The sequence below is a fragment of the Butyrivibrio sp. genome (assembly GCF_017635265.1).
In the GTDB taxonomy this organism is placed as follows: Bacteria; Bacillota; Clostridia; order Lachnospirales; family Lachnospiraceae; genus Butyrivibrio.
Genome location: NZ_JAGBLU010000137.1, coordinates 53,739 through 74,641 on the forward strand (window position 1 = coordinate 53,739; position 20,903 = coordinate 74,641).

The 20,903-nt window shown below is 39.5% G+C and carries 21 protein-coding genes and 1 pseudogene; all 22 read left to right on the top strand.

Annotated elements, in window-relative coordinates; all coding sequences use genetic code 11:
• Positions 1-41 precede the first annotated feature (41 nt).
• The 22 genes and pseudogenes from J6O61_RS17050 to J6O61_RS17155 all read left to right on the top strand — a co-directional run bounded on the left by J6O61_RS17050 (position 42) and on the right by J6O61_RS17155 (position 20,881).
• Positions 42-842: a motility protein A gene (locus J6O61_RS17050; protein ID WP_292215516.1), complete on the top strand. Its 801-nt coding sequence runs from the start codon at positions 42-44 to the stop codon at positions 840-842.
• The gene (locus tag J6O61_RS17055; RefSeq protein ID WP_292215517.1) at positions 842-1,675 is read left to right on the top strand and encodes an OmpA/MotB family protein; all 834 of its coding nucleotides are present in this window, start codon (positions 842-844) and stop codon (positions 1,673-1,675) included. Before J6O61_RS17050 ends, J6O61_RS17055 begins: the two co-directional genes overlap by 1 nt.
• Positions 1,676-1,692: 17 nt before the next feature.
• Complete coding sequence (locus tag J6O61_RS17060; protein ID WP_292215518.1) at positions 1,693-2,229, top strand: flagellar basal body-associated FliL family protein; 537 nt, start codon at positions 1,693-1,695, stop codon at positions 2,227-2,229.
• 92 nt (positions 2,230-2,321) lie between these two features.
• Positions 2,322-3,305 carry a flagellar motor switch protein FliM gene (gene fliM / locus J6O61_RS17065; protein WP_292215519.1) on the top strand — a complete coding sequence of 328 codons (984 nt, stop codon included), beginning with the start codon at positions 2,322-2,324 and terminating at the stop codon, positions 3,303-3,305.
• Positions 3,306-3,309: 4 nt separating this feature from the next.
• Positions 3,310-4,560 (top strand): annotated as a pseudogene (gene fliY, locus J6O61_RS19655) (flagellar motor switch phosphatase FliY).
• A 9-nt stretch (positions 4,561-4,569) separates the two neighbouring features.
• On the top strand, positions 4,570-4,911 hold the full coding sequence (locus J6O61_RS17075) for a flagellar biosynthetic protein FliO (protein ID WP_292215520.1): 342 nt from the start codon (positions 4,570-4,572) through the stop codon (positions 4,909-4,911).
• Positions 4,912-5,856, top strand: coding sequence for a flagellar type III secretion system pore protein FliP (fliP, locus tag J6O61_RS17080; RefSeq protein ID WP_292215521.1), 945 nt, complete (start codon positions 4,912-4,914; stop codon positions 5,854-5,856). It abuts the gene before it with no gap.
• Positions 5,857-5,869: 13 nt separating this feature from the next.
• Positions 5,870-6,142: a flagellar biosynthesis protein FliQ gene (fliQ, locus tag J6O61_RS17085; RefSeq protein WP_292215522.1), complete on the top strand. Its 273-nt coding sequence runs from the start codon at positions 5,870-5,872 to the stop codon at positions 6,140-6,142.
• Between the two features lie 8 nt (positions 6,143-6,150).
• The gene (gene fliR / locus J6O61_RS17090) at positions 6,151-6,936 is read left to right on the top strand and encodes a flagellar biosynthetic protein FliR (RefSeq protein ID WP_292215523.1); all 786 of its coding nucleotides are present in this window, start codon (positions 6,151-6,153) and stop codon (positions 6,934-6,936) included.
• Complete coding sequence (gene flhB / locus J6O61_RS17095; protein WP_292215524.1) at positions 6,911-8,059, top strand: flagellar biosynthesis protein FlhB; 1,149 nt, start codon at positions 6,911-6,913, stop codon at positions 8,057-8,059. Before fliR ends, flhB begins: the two co-directional genes overlap by 26 nt.
• A gap of 83 nt (positions 8,060-8,142) precedes the next feature.
• A complete protein-coding gene (gene flhA, locus J6O61_RS17100; RefSeq protein WP_292215525.1) occupies positions 8,143-10,200 on the top strand; it encodes a flagellar biosynthesis protein FlhA in 2,058 nt (685 codons plus the stop codon).
• A gap of 1 nt (position 10,201) precedes the next feature.
• Positions 10,202-11,452, top strand: a complete 1,251-nt coding sequence (gene flhF / locus J6O61_RS17105) for a flagellar biosynthesis protein FlhF (RefSeq protein ID WP_292215526.1) — start codon at positions 10,202-10,204, stop codon at positions 11,450-11,452.
• Between the two features lie 21 nt (positions 11,453-11,473).
• Positions 11,474-12,409, top strand: coding sequence for a MinD/ParA family protein (locus J6O61_RS17110; protein WP_292215527.1), 936 nt, complete (start codon positions 11,474-11,476; stop codon positions 12,407-12,409).
• Positions 12,410-12,423: 14 nt separating this feature from the next.
• Positions 12,424-13,146, top strand: coding sequence for a flagellar brake protein (locus J6O61_RS17115; protein WP_292215528.1), 723 nt, complete (start codon positions 12,424-12,426; stop codon positions 13,144-13,146).
• A 2-nt stretch (positions 13,147-13,148) separates the two neighbouring features.
• The gene (locus tag J6O61_RS17120) at positions 13,149-14,219 is read left to right on the top strand and encodes a protein-glutamate methylesterase/protein-glutamine glutaminase (protein ID WP_292215529.1); all 1,071 of its coding nucleotides are present in this window, start codon (positions 13,149-13,151) and stop codon (positions 14,217-14,219) included.
• A gap of 146 nt (positions 14,220-14,365) precedes the next feature.
• Complete coding sequence (locus J6O61_RS17125; protein ID WP_292215530.1) at positions 14,366-16,471, top strand: chemotaxis protein CheA; 2,106 nt, start codon at positions 14,366-14,368, stop codon at positions 16,469-16,471.
• Between the two features lie 31 nt (positions 16,472-16,502).
• The gene (locus J6O61_RS17130; protein WP_292215531.1) at positions 16,503-16,997 is read left to right on the top strand and encodes a chemotaxis protein CheW; all 495 of its coding nucleotides are present in this window, start codon (positions 16,503-16,505) and stop codon (positions 16,995-16,997) included.
• Positions 16,998-17,010: 13 nt separating this feature from the next.
• Positions 17,011-17,643: a chemotaxis protein CheC gene (locus J6O61_RS17135; protein ID WP_292215532.1), complete on the top strand. Its 633-nt coding sequence runs from the start codon at positions 17,011-17,013 to the stop codon at positions 17,641-17,643.
• Positions 17,644-17,657: 14 nt separating this feature from the next.
• Entirely contained in the window at positions 17,658-18,143 is a 486-nt protein-coding gene (locus tag J6O61_RS17140; protein WP_292215533.1) for a chemotaxis protein CheD, read from the top strand.
• A complete protein-coding gene (locus J6O61_RS17145; protein WP_292215534.1) occupies positions 18,140-18,490 on the top strand; it encodes a hypothetical protein in 351 nt (116 codons plus the stop codon). The genes J6O61_RS17140 and J6O61_RS17145 overlap by 4 nt, the downstream gene beginning before the upstream one ends.
• Before the next feature lie 27 nt (positions 18,491-18,517).
• Complete coding sequence (locus J6O61_RS17150; protein WP_292215535.1) at positions 18,518-19,291, top strand: FliA/WhiG family RNA polymerase sigma factor; 774 nt, start codon at positions 18,518-18,520, stop codon at positions 19,289-19,291.
• A 12-nt stretch (positions 19,292-19,303) separates the two neighbouring features.
• Complete coding sequence (locus J6O61_RS17155) at positions 19,304-20,881, top strand: DUF342 domain-containing protein (RefSeq protein ID WP_292215536.1); 1,578 nt, start codon at positions 19,304-19,306, stop codon at positions 20,879-20,881.
• Positions 20,882-20,903: the final 22 nt, after the last annotated feature.

Below are 20,903 nucleotides of genomic sequence, written 5' to 3' on the forward strand. Positions count from 1 at the left end.
TAACAAATAACGGCATTATTTTATATGAAGGGGAAATTAGTATGGATATAGCGTCTTTACTTGGTGTAGGTCTTTGTTTTCTATTCATGATCCTGAGTATTGTCTTTTCAGCCGGAATTACCGGTGTTGTTTATTTCTTGGATGCACCGTCTGCCATGATTACGTTCGGTGGAGCTTTCATGGCGGTTTTGGCTTCAAGAAGTATGCCAAGTTTCATTAGTGGTTTAAAATCTTATACTTTAATTTTTAAAATGCCTGCGGATGACACAAAGGGTACCATAAAACAGATTATTGATCTTTCTAACACTGCTCGAAAAGAAGGCCTTTTGGCACTTGAAGAGGCGGCCAGTAATCTTGAAGATGCCTTTATGAAAAAAGGTGTCGGACTTATTGTTGACGGTACGGAGCCTGAACTTGTAAAAAGTATTTTGGAGGCAGAAATTGATGCCATGTCTGAAAGACATAAGGAAAATTACTCCTTTTTCGGTGATGTTGCAGGTATGGGTCCTTCCTGGGGTATGATCGGAACACTTCTCGGACTGGTTCTTATGCTTCAGAACATGTCAGATCCTTCATCAATCGGTCCGTCCATGGCCGTTGCTCTTATTACAACGTTCTATGGTTCAGTTTTGGCTAACTGGTTCTGCTATCCGGCTGAAAATAAATTGAAAGCCAGAAGCAATGCCGAATACATGGCAAAAAGTATTGTTATTGAGGGGCTTTTGTCTATACAGGCAGGAGAGAACCCTCGTGTTACAGAAGAAAAGCTTAAATCATTCCTGTCACCTAGTGACAGAGCAGCTTATGAAGCAGAGAATGGTTCAGGTGATGGAGGAGAATAATGGCTAAGAAACCTGAGGAAATTAAACCCGGACTACCGGCCTGGCAGGGTACCTTCGGTGATCTGATGAACCTGCTCCTTTGTTTCTTCGTTTTGCTTTTCTCTATGGCTACAATGGATGCTGCTAAATTTGAAGAGGTTGCTGCATCTTTTAGTTCAGCATTTGGTATTTTCAACGGTGGAGAAATGGCTTTAGGAAAGGGAGCACTTATAGGTGATGGTGTGTCACAGCTTACTGAACTTTCCAGTTATATTACATCCATGGGTCTTGCACAGACAGGAGCTGATTCGGATTCAGAGCAGGCTGATGTGGGCGATATGAATGAAGAAGAGCTTATGGAAGCGGCAGAAGAAGCTCAAATGGAAGCTTCCACTGAATTGGCTCAAAAAATTGAGAAGGCTCTTGAAGAGGCAGAAATAGAAAATGAAGTTTCTCTAAATTACACCAGCCAATATGTTCAACTTACTATTCAAGGTTCAATATTATTTGATTCAGGTAAAACCGATATTAAAGAAGACGTTCTTCCTGTTCTTGAAAAAGTCGGTCAGATACTCGAATCATATGCAGGAGGTACTATTGAAATAGAAGGTCACACAGATAATGTTCCGATGTCTTCCGGCGGAAAGTATGCAAACAACGATGAACTTTCGTCAGGAAGAGCTTTGGCTATATTTTATTATCTTTGTGAGAACACCAGCCTTGATCCCTCAAATATTGTTCATACAGGCAGAGGCGAGTACGATCCTATAGCAGACAATTCAACAGATGAGGGAAGAGCCCGCAACAGAAGAGTTGAGATTAAGATATACAATCCATTAAGTTCATCATATTAAGAGGGGGATATCTTTAAATGAAAAAGAATTTATTATCAATTATTATTCTGGCACTACTTGTGGTTAATCTGGCTATGAACGGTTTTATGCTTCTTAGCGTTATGACTACCAATTCTCAGACTGCAAAGCTTATTTCTGACATTGCGGCTGCTTTGGAGCTTGAAGCCAGCGGCGGGGCAGGCGGAGGCTTTTCAGGATCTTCATCAGGAACTGTAGGAGTTGCCAATCTTGCAACCTTTGGCTATACAGGCGACAACAATCTTACAATTTCACTTAAGCCTGGGGCTGACGGCAAGGCACACTATATGGTTGCCGAGGTACTGTTTTCTATGAATACTGCTTCTGCAGATTATGCTACCTACGGAACATCGGATTCTCTTGCAGGCATGAGTGACATTATTAAGTCAAAAGTTATTGATACTCTTTCGGGTTACACGCTTGAAGAACTTCAGGCGGATTTGCAGCCTGCCAAAGACACAATTCTGGAAGAAATTCAGGAACTTTACGGATCTAACTTTATTTATGATGTTAGTATTACTGCTATTTATCAGTAATTTTAGTACTTTTGAAACATTAGTTAAGTATATTACTTATTATTGTAAGTGCTAAGACATAAGCACGTAAACTAAAGGAAAGGAGATCCATTTTGAGTGAAGTACTGTCACAAAGTGAAATAGATGGTCTGTTGGCAGCGCTAAGCAGCGGTGAACTTGATGTGGATCAGATGCAGGCAACCGACGAGAAGAAAGTCAAAGACTATGACTTTAAGCGGCCGGCCAAATTCTCCAAAGAGCACCTTCGAACATTGGAGATGATCTACGAACATTATGGAAGATTGTTATCGACAACTTTGCCATTATACTTGCGCAAGAATGTTACAGTATCGGTAGCTAACTCAGAGACTGTTACTTATTCAGAATTTAGTAATGCACTTTCAAATCCTGTTATTCTGGGAGTAATTTCTTTTCTTCCGTTACAGGGGACTATTATTTTGGAATTGCAGGCCAATATTGGTTTTTCTTTTATCGACCGTATGCTTGGTGGTGAAGGCGGAACACTTGATAAACCAAGACCATTTACAGACATTGAGATGCCACTGATAGAAAAACTTGTAACCATATGTATGCAGCTTATGGTTGAGCCATGGCAAAGTGTGGTGGCGATAAATCCGGTAATGGAAAGAATCGAGACTAATCCACAGTTTGCCCAGGTTATTTCTCCGACGGATATGATTGCTATCGTCACTTTGAATATAAAGATAGGCGATACTGAAGGACTGATGAACGTATGCCTTCCGTACTTTACCTTAGAGAGTGTAATGGACAAGCTCAACACAAAGTTCTGGTTTTCTACTATGCAGAAAAATGCAGACGAAGATTTCCATGATACTTTGGAGACAATGGTAAAACATGTTGATGTTCCTGTTAAAGCAATTCTCGGAAAATGTAATGTTTCGGTAAGTGATATTGTTCATCTTCAGGCAGGCGACATAATAAGACTTGATAACAGAGTTAATACAGATATGCAAATTTATGTAGGAAATATTTATAAGTTTACTGCGTTACCCGGCACAGCGAAAGATAAGTATGCTGTAAGAATAACGTCAATTGTCAGAGAGGAGGAAGAGTAGGAGCATGGATGGAATGTTGTCACAGGACGAAATTAATGCATTGCTAGCCGGTATGGATAATTCTGGCGGATCAGATTCATCTGCAGACGCTCCTTCCGATTCCGGGGGAGAAGCCCCAGCAGATGCAGCTACAGCGCCTGCAAGCGGAAGTGTAATTGATGAGTCACTTCTTACTGATGCAGAAAAAGATGCAATCGGTGAAGTGGCGAATATCAGCATGGGATCATCGGCTACAACGCTGTATTCCCTTGTTAATCAGAAAGTTAGTATCACAACACCTCAGGTTGAACTTGCCAACTGGGAAAATGTGATAAATAACTATGAGAGACCTTGTGTATTTATTCAGATTAAGTACACGGTCGGCCTTGATGGAACAAATATCCTTATTTTGAAAGAACATGATGTTATGGTCATCACTGACCTTATGATGGGCGGTGATGGAACAAATGCAGATGGTGAGGTCGGTGAGCTTCAGCTTTCGGCTATTTCCGAAGCTATGAATCAGATGATGGGAGCTGCTGCCACATCTCTTTCTACAATGATCAATCAAAAGGTAGATATCAGCCCGCCACAGGCAACTCTTTTGGATATGATAAATGATGATCCGTCTGATATAGCAGATTTCCTTACAGGTACGTTTGTAAAGATTTCTTTCAAGATGCAGGTTGGTGAACTTGTGGATTCAACCCTTATGCAGTTATATCCTGTTGATTTTGCAAAAACTCTTAAGGATACCGTTATTTCAGGTGATTCAGGCGGGAAACAGGCTTCTGAACCTGCACCTGCACCTGCTCCTGCTCCTGCATAAGAACCAACTCCGGCACCTATGCCTCAGATGGATCCTTCTATGATGCAGGGACAGCCTATGCCGCAAATGGGAATGGGAATGCCTCAGATGGGAATGCCGCAAATGGGAATGGGAATGGGAATGCCACAGATGATGGCTCCACAAATGATGAATATGAATGTTCAGCCGGCTCAGTTCCAGAATTTTTCCGGTGGTACAACTATTATGGCCGGAGGGGAAAATATCGGTATTATCAAAGATGTTCCTCTTGAGGTTACGGTTGAACTTGGAAGAACTGCAAAGCCAATTGCCGATATCCTTGATTTTGCTCCGGGAACTATCATAGAACTTGATAAGGTTGCAGGTGAGCCTGTTGATGTCCTTGTCAATGGTAAGTTCGTTGCAAAAGGTGAAGTTGTAGTAATTGAAGAAAGTTTTGGAGTTCGTGTAACTGAAATCGTTCAGTAGGATAAAAATATGACTGCAGATTCATACATTCAATTCGTTTCTGTCTTACTTATTTTTGTTGTTGTTTTGGCTGTAACTTACTATGTTACCAAGTATCTTTCAGGTTATCAGAAGGAAAGAAACGCTTTAGGCAACATTGAAATAATTGAGACAGGACGGATTACCACAGGCAAGTATATTCAGATTGTCAGGATTGGGAACAAGTATCTGTGTATTGCTGTTGGTAAAGATGAAATAACGGCTCTTGGTGAAGTTGACAAGGATTCTCTTAAGCTGGCCGATGATAGTGATATAAAAACTGACAGCTTTAAGGAAATATTTGACAAATTCAAAAGCGAGATAAAAAAGTAAATGGCAAAAAGATGGGGAGATAGAAAAAAAATAATAGTCCAAAAAGGCAGTATCAGAAGATTTATATTAGCTGCTTTTATTTCTGTTATCTTAATATCTTTATTCTCTATTTCTGTTCCACTTAAAGCAGAGGCTACTGAGGAAGTAGTAATTGACAATGAGTCTACAGATCCAACAAGATCTACAGAATCACATCTGACAGGTTCGCAGGAAGAGAGGACCAATATAAATCCTCCGGGATCTTCAGAGGATTCAGAGGATTTGAAAGAACTCAATATAGCCAATACTGTTACCGTTACGTATGATAATGGCAATGGTTCTGTTAATGGTGCTCTCAGGATTCTCATAACACTTACACTTTTGACTTTGGCACCAACACTCCTTGTAATGATGACTTCTTTTACAAGGATTATTGTTGTACTTCATTTTACCAGAACTGCCATTGGTACCCAAACATCACCGCCTAACCAGGTGATGATTGGGATTGCTTTGTTTATGACGCTTTTTATAATGCAGCCAACCTTGACAGAAGCGTATAACACTGCTGTAGTTCCGTTTGAGGAAGGGCAGATAGATCAGACTGAGTTTTTTGAGACAGCTATGAAGCCTTTCAGGCAGTTTATGTATGGACAGACTCAGAAAAAGGACGTACTGCTTTTCATGCAGATTGATGGCATTGAGTGGGACGGTGAGCTGGACAGTATTCCAAATGTTGTGCTTGTTCCAAGTTTTATAATCAGTGAGCTGAGAACTGCATTTATAATAGGATTTTTAATTTATATTCCGTTCATTGTTATAGATATGGTTGTGGCTTCGGTTCTTATGAGTATGGGTATGATGATGCTTCCTCCAACCACGATTTCCATGCCGTTCAAGATACTTTTATTTGTTCTTGCGGATGGATGGAGCCTGATCATTGGTAATCTTGTAAAGTCGTTCTACTAAAAGAGGAGTACGTATGATCACATTGTCGGATATAAATACCATAATGAATAGTGCACTTTTTCTTGTAATAAAAATGTCGCTGCCTGTTCTTTTGACATCGATGGTTATCGGACTTGTAATTTCGATATTTCAAACGGTTACTTCTATACAGGAACAGACACTTACTTTTGTTCCCAAAGTAATCGGAGTTTTTATAATGATTATGCTTATTGGAAACTGGATGCTGACTGAACTATCAGGATATATCATTGATTTGTGGTCTGATTTTTCCATGTATGTTAGGTAGAGGATTTCATGATAGATTATTCCTTTAGTTATGGTGATTTAGAAATTTTCTTACTGGTCGTCGTAAGAGTTACAAGTTTCATATTCGTTTGTCCGTTTTTTGGAGGAAGACAGTCACCAAACCTTGTAAAAGTCGGATTCGGGCTTTTACTGTCCATAATGATTTATGGCGCAGTTCCTTTTAATCCTCCAAGTTATAACACTACCATTGGTTATACGGTAATTGTGTTAAAAGAAGTTATGGCAGGTTTTTTGCTGGGATATGCGGTGCTTATCAGTACGCTGATAGTAAATTTTGCAGGTACTATTGTGGATATGCAGATAGGACTTTCGATGGTAAACCTTTTTGATCCCAACACTAATGAACAGTCTACGATCACAGGTACATTTTATTCACAGGTACTTACAATGATGCTTATTTTATCCGGAATGTACCATTTTATCTTAAAGGCTTTAGCAGATTCTTTTAACCTGATTCCAATTAATGGAATAGTTATAAATTCAGATAAAATGCTGAATGCAGTAGTTTCATTTTTAAGAGATTACATTGTTATCGGGTTTAGGATTTCACTTCCGATTTTTATAATCACATTTATTACAAACGTAGTATTGGGAATTTTGGCAAAAGTTTCACCTCAGATGAACATGTTCTCTGTTGGTATTCAGATAAAAATCATAATAGGTCTGGCGGTCATGCTTGTTACGGTGACAATGCTGGGAAATGCTTCAAATTTCATCTATATGAATATAAAGGAGCTAATGAACGAGTTTGTTTACAGTATGCAAAGCGGCTGAATATAAGCCCTTATTAATTGCATATAACCTTCAATTTTTTGCAGAAGATGCCAATGGTGCTGAAAAAACAGAACAGCCTACTGCCAAAAAAATTGATGATGCAAGAAAAGAAGGTCAGGTGGCTAAAAGCCAGGAAGTGGCGATAGCATTTAGTCTGCTTGCTCTCTTTGTGATACTGAAATTTGTTTATGGCTTCATGGGAGACATTTTTAGCAGCACATTTGAATTTGTCTATAATTCAATTCCTGATGTGGCCAGAACTTATGATGGAAGGTTGCCGTTTGCATTTATCAGTAGTCTGGTAGTACATGCCATGCTTGTGCTTTTGCTTTTATGTGCGCCATTTTTTGCAGTCGGTTTTTTGGTGGCTTTGATTTGTGATATTGTGCAGGTTGGATTTAAGCCCACAACAAAACCTCTTGAACCCAAATTATCAAAGCTTAACCCAATATCCGGTATGAAAAAGATTTTTTCTACCAGAAAATTGTTTGAACTTTTAAAGTCTATTTTAAAACTTGCCATTATGACAGTTGTTATCTTCACTTTTTTTTCAGGAAGAAAAGAATCACTGTTTTTGCTTTATGATATCCCGTTAAAACAGGCCATTGGTCTTATGGGAAATCTCATAATTGAGCTTGGGCTTAGGATAGCGGCGGCCTATATGATAATAGCGTTTGCCGATCTTATTTATCAGAAGCGAAGATTTACCAAGGATATGATGATGACCAAGCAGGAAGTAAAAGATGAGTATAAGAATTCTGAAGGTAATCCCGAGATCAAAGGTGCTCAAAAGAGAAGAATGATGCAGGCTTCTCAGAGAAGAATGATGCAAAATCTGCCAAAGGCAGATGTGGTCATTACAAACCCTACGCATTACGCTGTTGCCATAAGGTATGATGCGGATGAAGCGGATGCTCCTGTGGTTGTTGCAAAGGGTGCGGATTATCTTGCTCAGAAGATAAAAGAAGTTGCTAAAGAAAATGATGTTGAAATTGTTGAGAATAAACCTTTGGCCAGAATGCTTTATGCAAATGTAGAAGTGGGTGAAAAGGTACCTCCTGAACTGTACAAAGCAGTTGCTGAAGTTTTGGCATATGTCTACCATTTAAAGGGTAAAATATAATAAATTATATGGTTTTAAAATACCGGTTTAGTTGTTTGGTTAAGTTAATATAAAACAGCTGCACCGGGGAAAGGAGTAATGGCATGAATTTATCTATGATTAAAAACAGAGTCTATGATTATGGTCTGGCGCTGTACATTGTAGCTGCTATTGTAATGCTTATTATTCCTCTTCCGGACTGGTTGCTGGATATACTTTTGGCATTTGATATGTCTTTGTCATTTGTCATCATGTTTACTGCGATGTTTGCAACAGAAGTTCTTCAAATGTCTTTTTTTCCAACTATTTTATTGTTTACTACAATATTCAGGATTGCTCTGAATGTTTCATCTACAAGACTTATCCTTACTCAGGGAAGTGCGGGACAGGTCATAGAAGTGTTTGGTTCATTTGTAGGTGGTGGTGACCTTATTGTAGGAGCTATTGTCTATGTGATTTTAATCATTGTTCAGCTCATGGTCATAAATAAAGGTTCCGAACGTGTAGCTGAAGTATCAGCCCGATTTACTTTGGACGCTATGCCCGGTAAACAGATGGCTATTGATGCGGATTTAAATACCGGAGCCATAACCGATGCCGAGGCTAAAGAGAGAAGAAACAAGATTCAGGAAGAAGCCAGCTTCTTTGGTGCTATGGATGGTGCTACCAAATACGTAAAGGGAGACTCTACAGCAGGTCTTATTATTACGGCAGTCAACCTGATTGGCGGTATTGCCATGGGCGTACTTAGAATGGGAATGGATGTTAATACAGCCATTAATACCTATTCAATCCTTACAATGGGTGATGGTCTTGTTAGTTCAATTCCTTCATTGATGATATCAATGTCAACAGGTATTCTTGTAACGAAGGGATCGAAAGAGGCAGATTTTGGACATGTGCTTATTGGGCAGCTGTTTGGAATGCCAAAGACACTTTATCTGGTTGGCGGAGTAGTAGCAGGACTTGGCATTTTTTCTCCGCTTCCGACACTGCTTTATGTTTCCTTCGGAGCAGGCTTTGTGCTGCTTGGAAGAGTTGCAAGCCAGACTATAGAAGAGGTTCAAACAGAGTCTGAAGTCGCATCTTCTGAAGAAGCTCAGGCCGAAGAAATCAGACAGCCTGAAAATGTAACCAGTCTTTTACAGGTTGATCCTATTGAACTTGAATTCGGTTACGGAATTATTCCTCTTGCAGACGTCAATCAAGGCGGAGATCTCCTTGATCGAGTTGTTATGATAAGACGTCAGGTTGCCCTTGAACTTGGTACTGTAGTTCCTATAATTCGACTTCGAGATAATATACAGTTGAATCCCAATCAATATATCATTAAAATTAAAGGTATACAGGTAAGTGACGGAGAAATATTATTTGATCACTACATGGCAATGAATCCGGGACATGTTGAGGATGAGATAACCGGTATCCCCACATTTGAGCCTTCTTTCCATCTGCCTGCCATCTGGATTACGGAAGGTCAGCGTGAAAGAGCGGAGAGCCTGGGATATACGGTTGTTGATCCACCGTCCATCATTGCTACACACCTTACCGAGATAATCAGAGAACACATTTCTGAGCTGATGACCAGACAGGATGTGCAGAATCTTGTTGATAATCTTAAAGAGAACAATCCTGCCCTTGTAGATGAGCTTGTTCCTAAGCTTATGAGCCTTGGTGAAATTGAGAAGGTTCTTCAGAATCTGTTAAAAGAAGGTATTTCTATAAGAGACCTTGTTACTGTATTTGAAACTTTAGCAGATTTTGCACCTTCGACACATGATCCTGACATACTTACCGAATATGTAAGACAGTCATTAAAAAGGGCTATTTCCAATAAGTTTTTTATGCTTGGTGAAACTACAAGTGTAGTGACGCTTGATCCCAAGATAGAGCAGGAGATTATGAGCAGCATTAAACAAACCGAGACCGGCGCCTATTTGACACTTGATCCTGAAAGAACAAAAGCAATTCTTAATTCGGTAGGCGAACAGGTTAGAAAACTTGAAGAGTCCGGTAAACAGGCCATTATTATGGCGTCACCGATTGTTCGAATGTATTTTAAGAAGATGACAGAGGATTATTATAAAGATTTAGTTGTTATCTCGTATAATGAAGTTGAGGCAAACATTGAATTACAATCTGTGGGGATGGTAACTGCATAATATGATTATTAAAAAGTATGTTGGAAAAACTGAGAGTGAGGCAACAGAAGAAGCACGAAAGGAACTGGGTACTAACATTGTAGTGATGAATGTCAGGCCAATGAAAAAGACCGGATTTTTTTCGCTGTTTCAGTCCAAAAAAATTGAGGTAACGGTAGCCCTTGAGGATGAACCTGAAAAACCGGTTGTCAGGACTGTGCTGCAGCAAAAGGATACAGCAATTCCGAGTCAGAAGGACACTATTGCTTCTGCTGTGCTCAATGCCACGATGGTAAGAGAAAATAAAGATAAAGAAGACAACAGTGCAATCGAAGAAAAGCTGGATAATTTGAGCAGTCTTCTTGAAAAGAATTTTCTTAAAAATGAGAAGGATTCTTCTGAAGCGGTTGTTGAGGCTGCAGATGAACCGGCTGCAAAGGCTTTAGATAAAACAAAAGCTAAAAATGCTGTTTCCGAAGAGACGTTATCCTTTATCAAACTTTTATATAATACTCTCATTGAGAATGAAGTTGATGAAATTTATGTAAATCAGCTGACGGATGAAGTTGAAAAAATCAGTAAGCCAGGTCTTCCGTTTGATTATGCCCTTGCTAATGTATATCAGAAAATGGTGCTTAAATTCGGAAAGTCCGAGCCTATTGATCTGGAAAACGAGAAAGCAAGAGCTGAAATTTTCATAGGTCCTACCGGTGTAGGCAAAACCACAACAATAGCAAAGCTTGCATCCGAGCTTTCGGTAACACAGAAAAAGAAAGTAGCTCTTTTGACAGTAGATACCTACAGAATTGCGGCTGCAGAACAGCTTCGCACCTATGCATCTGTTTTGGAAATACCTTTCAGGGTTATATATTCGGTTGATGAAATGAGACAGGCGGCTGAAGATTTCAAAGACTTTGATTATATCATGGTTGATACGGCCGGACATTCCATTCATAACGACGAACTCAAACAGGACGTAGAAAGCTATATAAGAGTTTTGGAAGAAATAGTGGAATGTGAGAATTTTCTTGTTTTATCTGCAACAACCAAGTACAGAGATCTCATTGAAATTGCAGATTCCTATTCCAAGATGGTTACTTATAAGCTTATCTTTACCAAGATGGATGAAACCGGGGCAAAAGGTAATTTGTACAACATAAGATTACATACAGGAGCACCGGTTGCATATATAACCAACGGTCAAAATGTACCGGATGATATTGCAGTATTTGATGCACAGAAAATTGTTAAACACTTACTTGGCGGTAAGTAATGTTTCTTCTTGGGGTAGATTATGGACCAGGCACAACAACTTAGAAATTTAATAAAAAATTCGAACAAGCCTACGAGACCTCTTGCCAGAATCATCACTGTTACAAGTGGAAAGGGAGGAGTAGGAAAGTCTAATGTCGCCATTAATCTTGCAATCCAGTTTAAGAGAATGGGTAAAAGAGTTATCATTCTTGACGCAGATTTTGGGCTTGCCAATATCGAAATAATGTTTGGAACTGTTCCAAAACATAATCTTTGTGACTTAATCTATCAGGGAAAAAACATTAAAGATATCATAACATGGGGGCCTGAAGGAGTGGGCTTTATATCAGGCGGCTCGGGTATTTCAGGCATGTATAATCTCAGTAGGGATTATCTTGTTTATATAATTGTAAATCTTGCGGAGCTTGATGCAATTGCTGATATAATAATAATAGATACAGGTGCGGGAATTTCAGATGCAGTTATGGAATTTTTGGTTGCCAGTGGAGAAATTATTGTAGTTACTACTCCGGAACCAACGTCAATAACAGATTCCTATTCACTTCTTAAGGCACTTAATCAGTCTCCGAGATTTTCACTTGAAGATACCAAGGTGAAAGTTATGTCAAACAGGGTTACTTCAACGGAAGAAGGACATCAGCTGTTTAATAAATTAAATACTGTAGTTGCCAGGTATTTGAAATTACCTCTTATATATATGGGAGCGATTCCACAGGATCAGATGCTGGCCAAGAGTGTAATGCAGCAGTCGCCTGTTTCAATTCAATATCCTAATGCAAAGTCAGCTAAAGCATTTGAGACCATAGCGTCTGAACTTATGAATCCGAATGATACTGCGCTTATTAAAACAAGAGGAATGGCTGCTTTCTTTTCGCATATTATCACCGGAAGAAAGTTAAGTACATTGCCTTCAGAAAATACGAATATTTTAGGTAATGCACAGAATACACAATGATTGGAGATATATTAATGCTCAGCGATTACATTTCCCCGGGAATAAAAGTAGAACTAAAAGCTACCGGTAAAATCTGGATGGAAGACGATTCAAGAACAAAGCATATATACATGAGTAAGGTTATGGATGTTGTTTCTGATGACAGAGTCGAAGTTCTTATGCCTTTTGAACAGGGTAAACTTGTTCTTCTTCCGGTGGACGGAGAATATAGCTTATGTTTTTACAGTACAAAAGGTTTATTTCAGTGCTATTCAAAAATAGTGGATAGATACCGAAGTGACAATATGTATATTTTGGTACTTGATCTGACAACAGAATTGCAGAAATTACAACGACGAGAGTATTACAGATTCAGTTGTGCTTTGGAATTAAAATCAAGAATTTGTTCTAAAGAAGAGTTGGAAGCTTTTGAGAATAACAGAAAGTATCTGGTTGAGCCGGGTGTTTCACTTCAGAGAAGTGTTGTGGTTGATATAAGCGGAGGAGGACTTAGATTTGTAGCAAATTTCCGTTACGAGGAAGGAAGCACCATCTATTGCTCCTACAGACTTCCGGGATCTTCCAATGAGAGTGAATATCAGATGATATGCAGCGTTTTAAAAGTTCAGGAGTTGGAAAATCGCCCCGGACTTTTTGAGCACCGTATCCAGTATCTTTATATTGATGAAACTTCGAGAGAAGATATTATTCATTTTATCTTTGAAGAAGAACGAAAAATAAGAAAGAAGCAAACTTAATTATGAAAAAAATTTTGATTATTGATGACTCTGCACTTATGAGAACTGTTCTTAGTGATATTATTAATTCAGATTCAAGATTCCAGGTGGTTGATAAGGCCAAGGATGGAGTTGAAGGTCTGGAATTACTTAAGAAGAACACTTATGATGCTGTTGTTCTTGATATAAATATGCCAAGAATGGATGGTATCACGATGCTTAAGGAACTTAATAAGAATAAGATCAGAGCCAAAATAATGATGGCCAGTACTGATACGAAAGAGGGCGCGAAAGTTACAATGGATGCTCTCGATCTAGGGGCTCTTGATTTTGTTCATAAACCGGACCGTGCTTCTGAATGCCGCGGTGAGGATTTCACCAAGCATTTCATAAATACACTTGCCGCTGTAGCCAATTCCAAGGCTCCTATGCCGGCAAGAGCATTCTCCATCGACGAAGCAAAGGAATCCAGAAAGGTTGTTGAGCTTGTAAGTAAGTCCGCAAGCAGGATTACCGGAAACAGGATAGTTGCTATTGCATCATCAACAGGTGGTCCGAGAGCACTTCAGTCTGTTATTCCTAAACTTCCCAAAAACCTCAAAACACCGGTTGTTCTTGTTCAGCATATGCCGGAAGGCTTTACTGCTTCACTGGCAGAGAGACTTGATTCTCTAAGTGAAGTTACAGTTAAAGAAGCTTCTGAAGGAGATGTTTTGGTTCCCGGTTGTGTTTACATCTCAAGGGGTGGTAAGCACATGCATATTGTAAAGAATGGATCAAAGAGCGTTATCCATTACGTTGATGGTCCTACCAGAGAAGGTGTCAGACCTTGTGCAAATTTCATGTATGAATCACTTATGGATTCCGATTATGATGAGATTTGTTGCGTGGTACTCACCGGAATGGGAGCTGACGGAACAGAAGGAATCAGGAACTTAAAGTCCAAGAAGAAAGTTCATGTAATCGGACAGGAAGAAAGTACCTGTACCGTTTATGGAATGCCCAAAGCTGTTGCAACCGCTGGACTGGTTGATCAGGTTGTAAAACTTGAGAATGTAGCCCAGGAAATAATAATGAATGTCGGTGTGAATTGAGGGATTTCATATTCTTTTAATACTTCTTTAAGTTTTTTTTCTGTATTCCTCCATTCAAAAAGCCGATATAATGTTCAAAAGTATGCGATAATAAGGTTATACTTTTGAAAGACCTATCACTTTTTAAATATGGAGGTAAAATAGTTATGGATGTTTCCCAGTATCTAAGTGTCTTTCTCGATGAAGCAAAGGAGCACCTTCAGTCACTTAATGATAACATTATGATTCTTGAGCAGGATCCTGAGAACGAGGATTGTATCAATGAAATCTTCCGTTCAGCTCATTCAATGAAAGGTATGGCCGGAACTATGGGCTATACCAGAATGCAGAATCTTACTCATGACATGGAGGATGTTTTCTCAGACGTTCGTGGTGGCAAAATCAAGATCAAATCTGCCGACATCGATGTTCTGCTTCAGTGCCTTGATGCCATTCAGGGATATGTTGATAATATTACCGAGAATCAGGACGAAGGTACTGATGAACATAAGGATATCATAAAAGCTCTCGCAGATATCAGAAATGGTGGTGGCGGCGGAGAAGCAGCATCTGCTGCGCCTGCAGAAAGTGCTCCGGCAGCTGAAGCTACGCCTGCTGATGGACCTGCTGAAGGAGCTGACGGTTCTTCGGATTACAGGGCTATTCGCCTTGATCCATCTGTTAAATCCACATTAGAAGAAGCTAAAAGCCAGGGAAAGAAAATCTATGGCGTTACAGTACATATCCAGGAATCCTGTATTTTAAAGGCAGCCAGAGGCTTCCTTGTATTCAAGGGATTGGAAGAAATCGGTGAGATTGCTGTTTCTGAGCCCAATACACAGGATATCGAAGATGAAAAGTTTGACTTTTCTTTCAGCTTGATTCTTATTACCGATGAATCAAAAGAAAAGGTTGAAGAGATTGTAAAATCAGTTTCAGAAGTTGAGGGCTGCGAATGTGGCGAGTATGACCCAAGTGGAGCTAAAGCTCCTGAAGAAAAAGCAGAGGCCGCTCCGCAGGGAGCACCTGCAGCTGCTCCGGCAGCAACCACTCCCGCCGCACCTGCAGCAAATAAGCCTGCACCTGCTGCCGGTGGTAAGAAGCCGGTTGGTAAGCCTGTTGTAAACAGAACAGTTCGTGTTGATATCGAAAAACTTGATGTTCTCATGAACCTTGTTTCTGAGCTTATTATTGCCAAGAACTCACTTATTTCGGCTGCCAATACTTCTGGAGTAAGTAATTCAAATGTTAATGAGCAGATTGAGTACCTTGAAAGTGTAACTACAAACCTTCATGAGTCTGTCATGAAAGTTCGAATGGTTCCTATTGAGAGCGTACTTCAGAAATTCCCTCGTATGATCAGAGATCTTAACAAGACTCTTGGAAAGAAGATGGAGCTTACCATGACCGGTGAGGACACTGAAATGGATCGTACCGTTGTTGATGAAATTGGTGATCCGTTGATGCATCTTATAAGAAATAGTGCGGACCATGGTATCGAATCCGCAGACCTTCGTGCTCAGCGTGGTAAGCCGGAAGTAGGACAGATTTTCCTTCATGCTTTCCAGGATGGTAACAGCGTTGTTATCGAAGTTGGTGATGATGGTAATGGTATTGATGCAGAGGCCGTTAAGAATAAAGCCATTGAAAAAGGAGTTGTATCTCCTGATCAGGCAGCTCTTTTAACTGAAAAGCAGTGTGTTGAGCTTTTGTTCCATCCGGGATTTTCAACTGCTAAACAGGTTTCTGAAATTTCAGGTAGAGGTGTTGGACTTGATGTTGTTAAGTCAAAGGTTGAATCTCTTTCCGGTGAAGTCACTGTTAAGACCAAACTTGGCGAAGGATCAACATGGGTAATCAGACTTCCGCTTACCCTTGCTATTATTCAGGCTCTGATGGTTATCATCGGAGAAGAAAAATATGCTATACCTCTTGATTCAATTCAGAGTATCGAAGATGTGTCACCTTCTGATATTAAGTTTGTTGAGAATAAAGAAGTTATCAATCTTCGTGGAAGTGTTCTTCCTCTTATCAGACTTAACGAAGTCCTTGACACAGAATCAACCAAGAATCCTGATGAGGATATGGTTGTTGTTATTGCAAGAAAGGGCGACCAGCTGGCAGGTCTCGTTATAGATGAGCTCATGGGACAGCAGGAAATAGTTATTAAGCCTCTTGGAAAATACACTAACAAGTGCAAACTTATCAGTGGTGCTACAATCCTTGGTGATGGCGAGATTGCTCTTATTCTTGATACTAATTCAATTTTCTGATTGAACTTCTGTTTTGAAAAGGAGAATAATGATGAACGAACTTAGAGATAGTGCCGATGTAGGAGAACTTATCCAGTATATTGTTATTAAAATTGATGATGAACAGTATGGTATAAACATTAAGTTCATTGACAACATAGTTAGAATGCAGCAGATCACAAGAGTTCCTCAGGTTGATGAATACTTAAAAGGTGTTATCAACATTCGAGGTGAAATTGTTCCTGTAATGAGTGTAAGGATGAAGATGGGACTTGCTGAGGATGTAATCACCAATAAGTCCAGAATTATCATTCTTAAAACAGAAACTGGTGATCTTGTGGGAATTATTGTTGATCAGGTTAATCAGGTACTTACCATAGATTCCAATAACGTTGAAAAAGTCAGATATGATGACAAGAAAGCAAAATCCAACGCTACTTTTGTAAGCGGTGTTGGTCACTACGATGGCGGATTGGTTTCAATTCTGGACCTTGAGGCAGTAGTTTCTGATAAGGAAGCAAAAGAAAAAGCATCAAATGCCAGCTGATGGAGGATAAATAATGGGTGAAATGAGTTTGGATAATTTATCCAGCCAGTATTTTGATGTATTAAAGGAGCTGGGTAATATTGGCGCAGGTAATGCCACTACAGCACTTGCGCAGATGATCGGTACCAAGGTTGATATGTGTGTTCCACAGGTAAGACTTCTGGATTTTAAAGATGTAGGAGATCTTATGGGTGGTGCGGAAAAAATCATGGCAGGTATTTACCTTGCGGTTGAAGGCGACATTGATGGAAGTATCATGTTCCTTCTCGGCAAGCAGGCTGCCAGACACCTTGTAGATAAGCTGATGGGTACAGGAGCAAAGCCTGAAGAAGCTGATTTTGATGAGGTTGAAATGTCTGCTCTCAAAGAGGTTGGCAATATCATTACAGGTTCTTATCTTAATTCTCTTTCAATGATGACGAACCTAAAGCTTATACCGTCAATTCCATATGTTGCCATTGATATGGCAGCCGCAATTCTGAGCGTTCCTGCAATCCAGTTTGGAATGATGGGAGATAAGATACTTCTTATCGAGACACAGTTTTTTGATGAACTAAAACTTAGCGGATATTTTATTCTTTTACCTGATATGGATGGTTACAGTAAGATTCTCTCTTCACTTGGAATGGGAGATGTTTCACTTTAACAAAGGGGCGGCTTATGAGTCAAATTATTAAGGTTGGGATGGCCGATCTGAATATTTGTGTCAGCCCTGATGGAATTACTACGCTGGGACTTGGTTCCTGTGTGGGTATTGCAATAAGGGATCCTGTAACCAAAATTGGCGGTCTTGCACATGTTATGCTACCTGATTCGACTGAGATAAAGAACAATTCCAACATTCCAAAATTTGCGGATACCGGAATTGAAGAACTTGTCAAACAGATTGTGGCGAAGGGTGCTAATAAATCAAGACTTGTGGCCAAAATTGCAGGTGGGGCACAAATGTTTGCTTTTCAGTCAAGCAGTAAGACTATGAGAGTTGGAGACAGAAACGTAGCTGCTTCACTTAAGAAGTTAAAAGAGCTTAATATTCCTGTTCTTGCACAAGATACAGGTGATTCGTATGGAAGAACGGTCATTTTTTATCCGGAAAATGGTAACTATGTAATCAGAGCTGTTGGAAAGCCGGAAAAAATTATATGAATACTGATGATACAGAAGAAATCAAAAAGTTTAATACAAAACTGATCACCCCGTTTATAGTGCTTTTTAGTACCGCAGTAATAGCTGTTTTTACGTACTTTAAGCACTATCCTGTGGGTGATTGGTTTGTGATTGTGTTTGCTTCAGTTGTTATATTTCTTGTGATAGGTCTTTTGACCGAAAAAATGATCACAAGATTTATTGAAGTAAATAATGAAAAAGTCATGGCTGAAAAAAGAGAAGCGGAAAGACTTGAGGAAGAGGCAAGAAAAGCCATGGAAGCCGAAGCCGGTGGTAAGGCAAACGGGGAGTCCGACACTTTGGAAATTAAGGATATTCCTGAATAAAATGAAAAGGATTTGGGGATCTGATACATGGATGAGGCAGGCAGAAATAAATTATGGGTCGAGTATAATAAGTCCAAATCTGCAGATGTTAGGGAGAAACTGATTTTAGAGTATGCTCCTTTGGTTAAGCTGGTGGCCGGAAGACTTAGCATGTATTTGGGCTTTAATGTTGAATATGATGATTTAGTCGGCTATGGTATTTTTGGTCTTATTGATGCAATAGACAAATTTGATCTTATGAAGGATGTTAAGTTTGAAACTTATGCAAGCCTTCGTATTCGTGGTGCTATATTGGATCAGATCAGAAAAATGGATTGGATTCCAAGAACCATCAGACAGAGACAGAAAAAAATTGAGGTTGCAATAAGAGAAATTGAAAGAGATAGCGGGCATGTGGCCACGGATGCTGAAATTGCCGCAAAAATGGATATATCTGAAGACGAATATCAAAACTGGCAAAATCAGATGAAAGTCACAGGCGTTGTTTCATTAAATGAGTTCATGGATCAGGGGGCTGACATAACTGAGGATGCCAATAATCATGAATCAGGATTTGTTAAGCCGGAAGAAGCGGTTGAAAAAGAAGAACTAAAAAAGATGCTTGCTGAATCATTGGAGCTTCTTACAGATAAAGAAAAGAAGGTTATACTTCTTTATTACTATGAAGAACTTACTTTGAAAGAAATCAGTGAAGTTTTGGAAGTTTCGGAATCCAGAGTTTCTCAGCTTCATACGAAAGCGCTTCAGAAGATGAGAAATAGAATGGGTGATTATTTGGGAATAATAACAAATTCTCGATAAGGATGGGATATTATGCATGGTTATTTTCAACTTGTAATTACTGATAATGGAACTGGTATCAGAGTTTTTCCGCCTACTGATGGCGGTGAGGCTCTGAATGTAAATGATGTCCGTGAATATCTGGATGAGAGAAAAATTCAATATGATGTTGTTGTATTAAATGAAGCTGTGACAAAAGCCGAAAATGAAGTTGTTATTATCACCAAGGCTCAGATTCTGCCGGAGAGAGAAGCTGTTAAGTTTGATGTTTCCAAGGATCATATGACTGTCACAGCTGTTTTTTACCCTCCTACAGAAGGGTCTGAACTTCTGACTGAAAAAGAATTGATGGATACCATAGCTTACAGAAAGTATACCTATGGTATTAAAAATGAAAATATACATCAGTTCTTTGAACACAGAGAGTATTGTAAGGAAATTCTTATATGCCGGGGAAAGCCGGTAAAACAGGGAGAAAATGCAAGTGTTGAATATCATTTCAATGCAAATTTGCGTGCAAAACCCACACTTCGTGAAGACGGAAGCGTAGATTATTTTAATCTCAATCTGATCAATAATGTTAATGAAGGCGATCTTTTAGCAACACTGCATCCTGAAGTTCCCGGAGAACCCGGAATTAATGTTTTCGGAGAAACCATTAAACCTGCAATGGTTAAGTCTACATATATCAAGTATGGTAAAAATACAGTTTTGTCAGAAGATAAATTGACTCTTAGGGCTGAAACATCAGGACATGTTACGGTAAAAGAAGGTAAAATTACTGTTTCTGACGTGCTGACTCTTGAAAATGTCGATGTATCAACAGGTAATATCAATTACGAAGGCAGTGTTGTTGTCAAAGGTGTGGTTGCCACCAACTTTTCTGTAAAAGCGGGCGGAAATATCGTTGTTAAGGGCATTGTAGAAGGAGCAACATTAGACGCGGGTTCGAATATAATCCTTGAATGTGGTGCAAAAGCAGGAGGAAATATAATTGCAGGCGGAAATGTAGTTACAAAATTCGTAGAAAATGCTACAATAACAGCAAAGGGAAGTATTACCAGTGAATGTATACTTCATTCAAATATTTCTTCCGGAACAGAGGTTAATGTTACAGGTAAAAGGGGATTTATCGCCGGAGGTAAGGTTATAGCAGCCGATAAGGTTAAGGCCAAGATTCTTGGTTCTGAGATGGGGGCAAATACTATCATAGATGTGGGTTCAGATCCAGGACTAAAGCTTCGTCTAAAAGAACTTCAAAAGAATATGGCCGCAGCTCAGAAAAACATTGAAAGCATCAAACCAACCATTGATGGATTCAGTAAAATGCTTAAGGCCGGTGCCAGGTTTTCACCTGAGCAGGTTGCCAGCGTAAAAAAGTTAATTGATATGAATAAGACCTTAACGGAAAGCATTCAAAATGATTCTGAAGAATATGCTCAGCTTATGGAAAAGCTTCAGGATACAAAAAGTGCTGAGGTCATAGTAGAGGGGACTGCTTATCCGGGTACTACCGTGAACATTGGGGAATTGTCCATGATAGTTAAAAAGCCGGTTCAATATAGCAGATTTGTTATAAAAGAAGGTGATGTAAGACTGGCACCGATTTAAGGGGAGCGGTGCAAAACGGAGG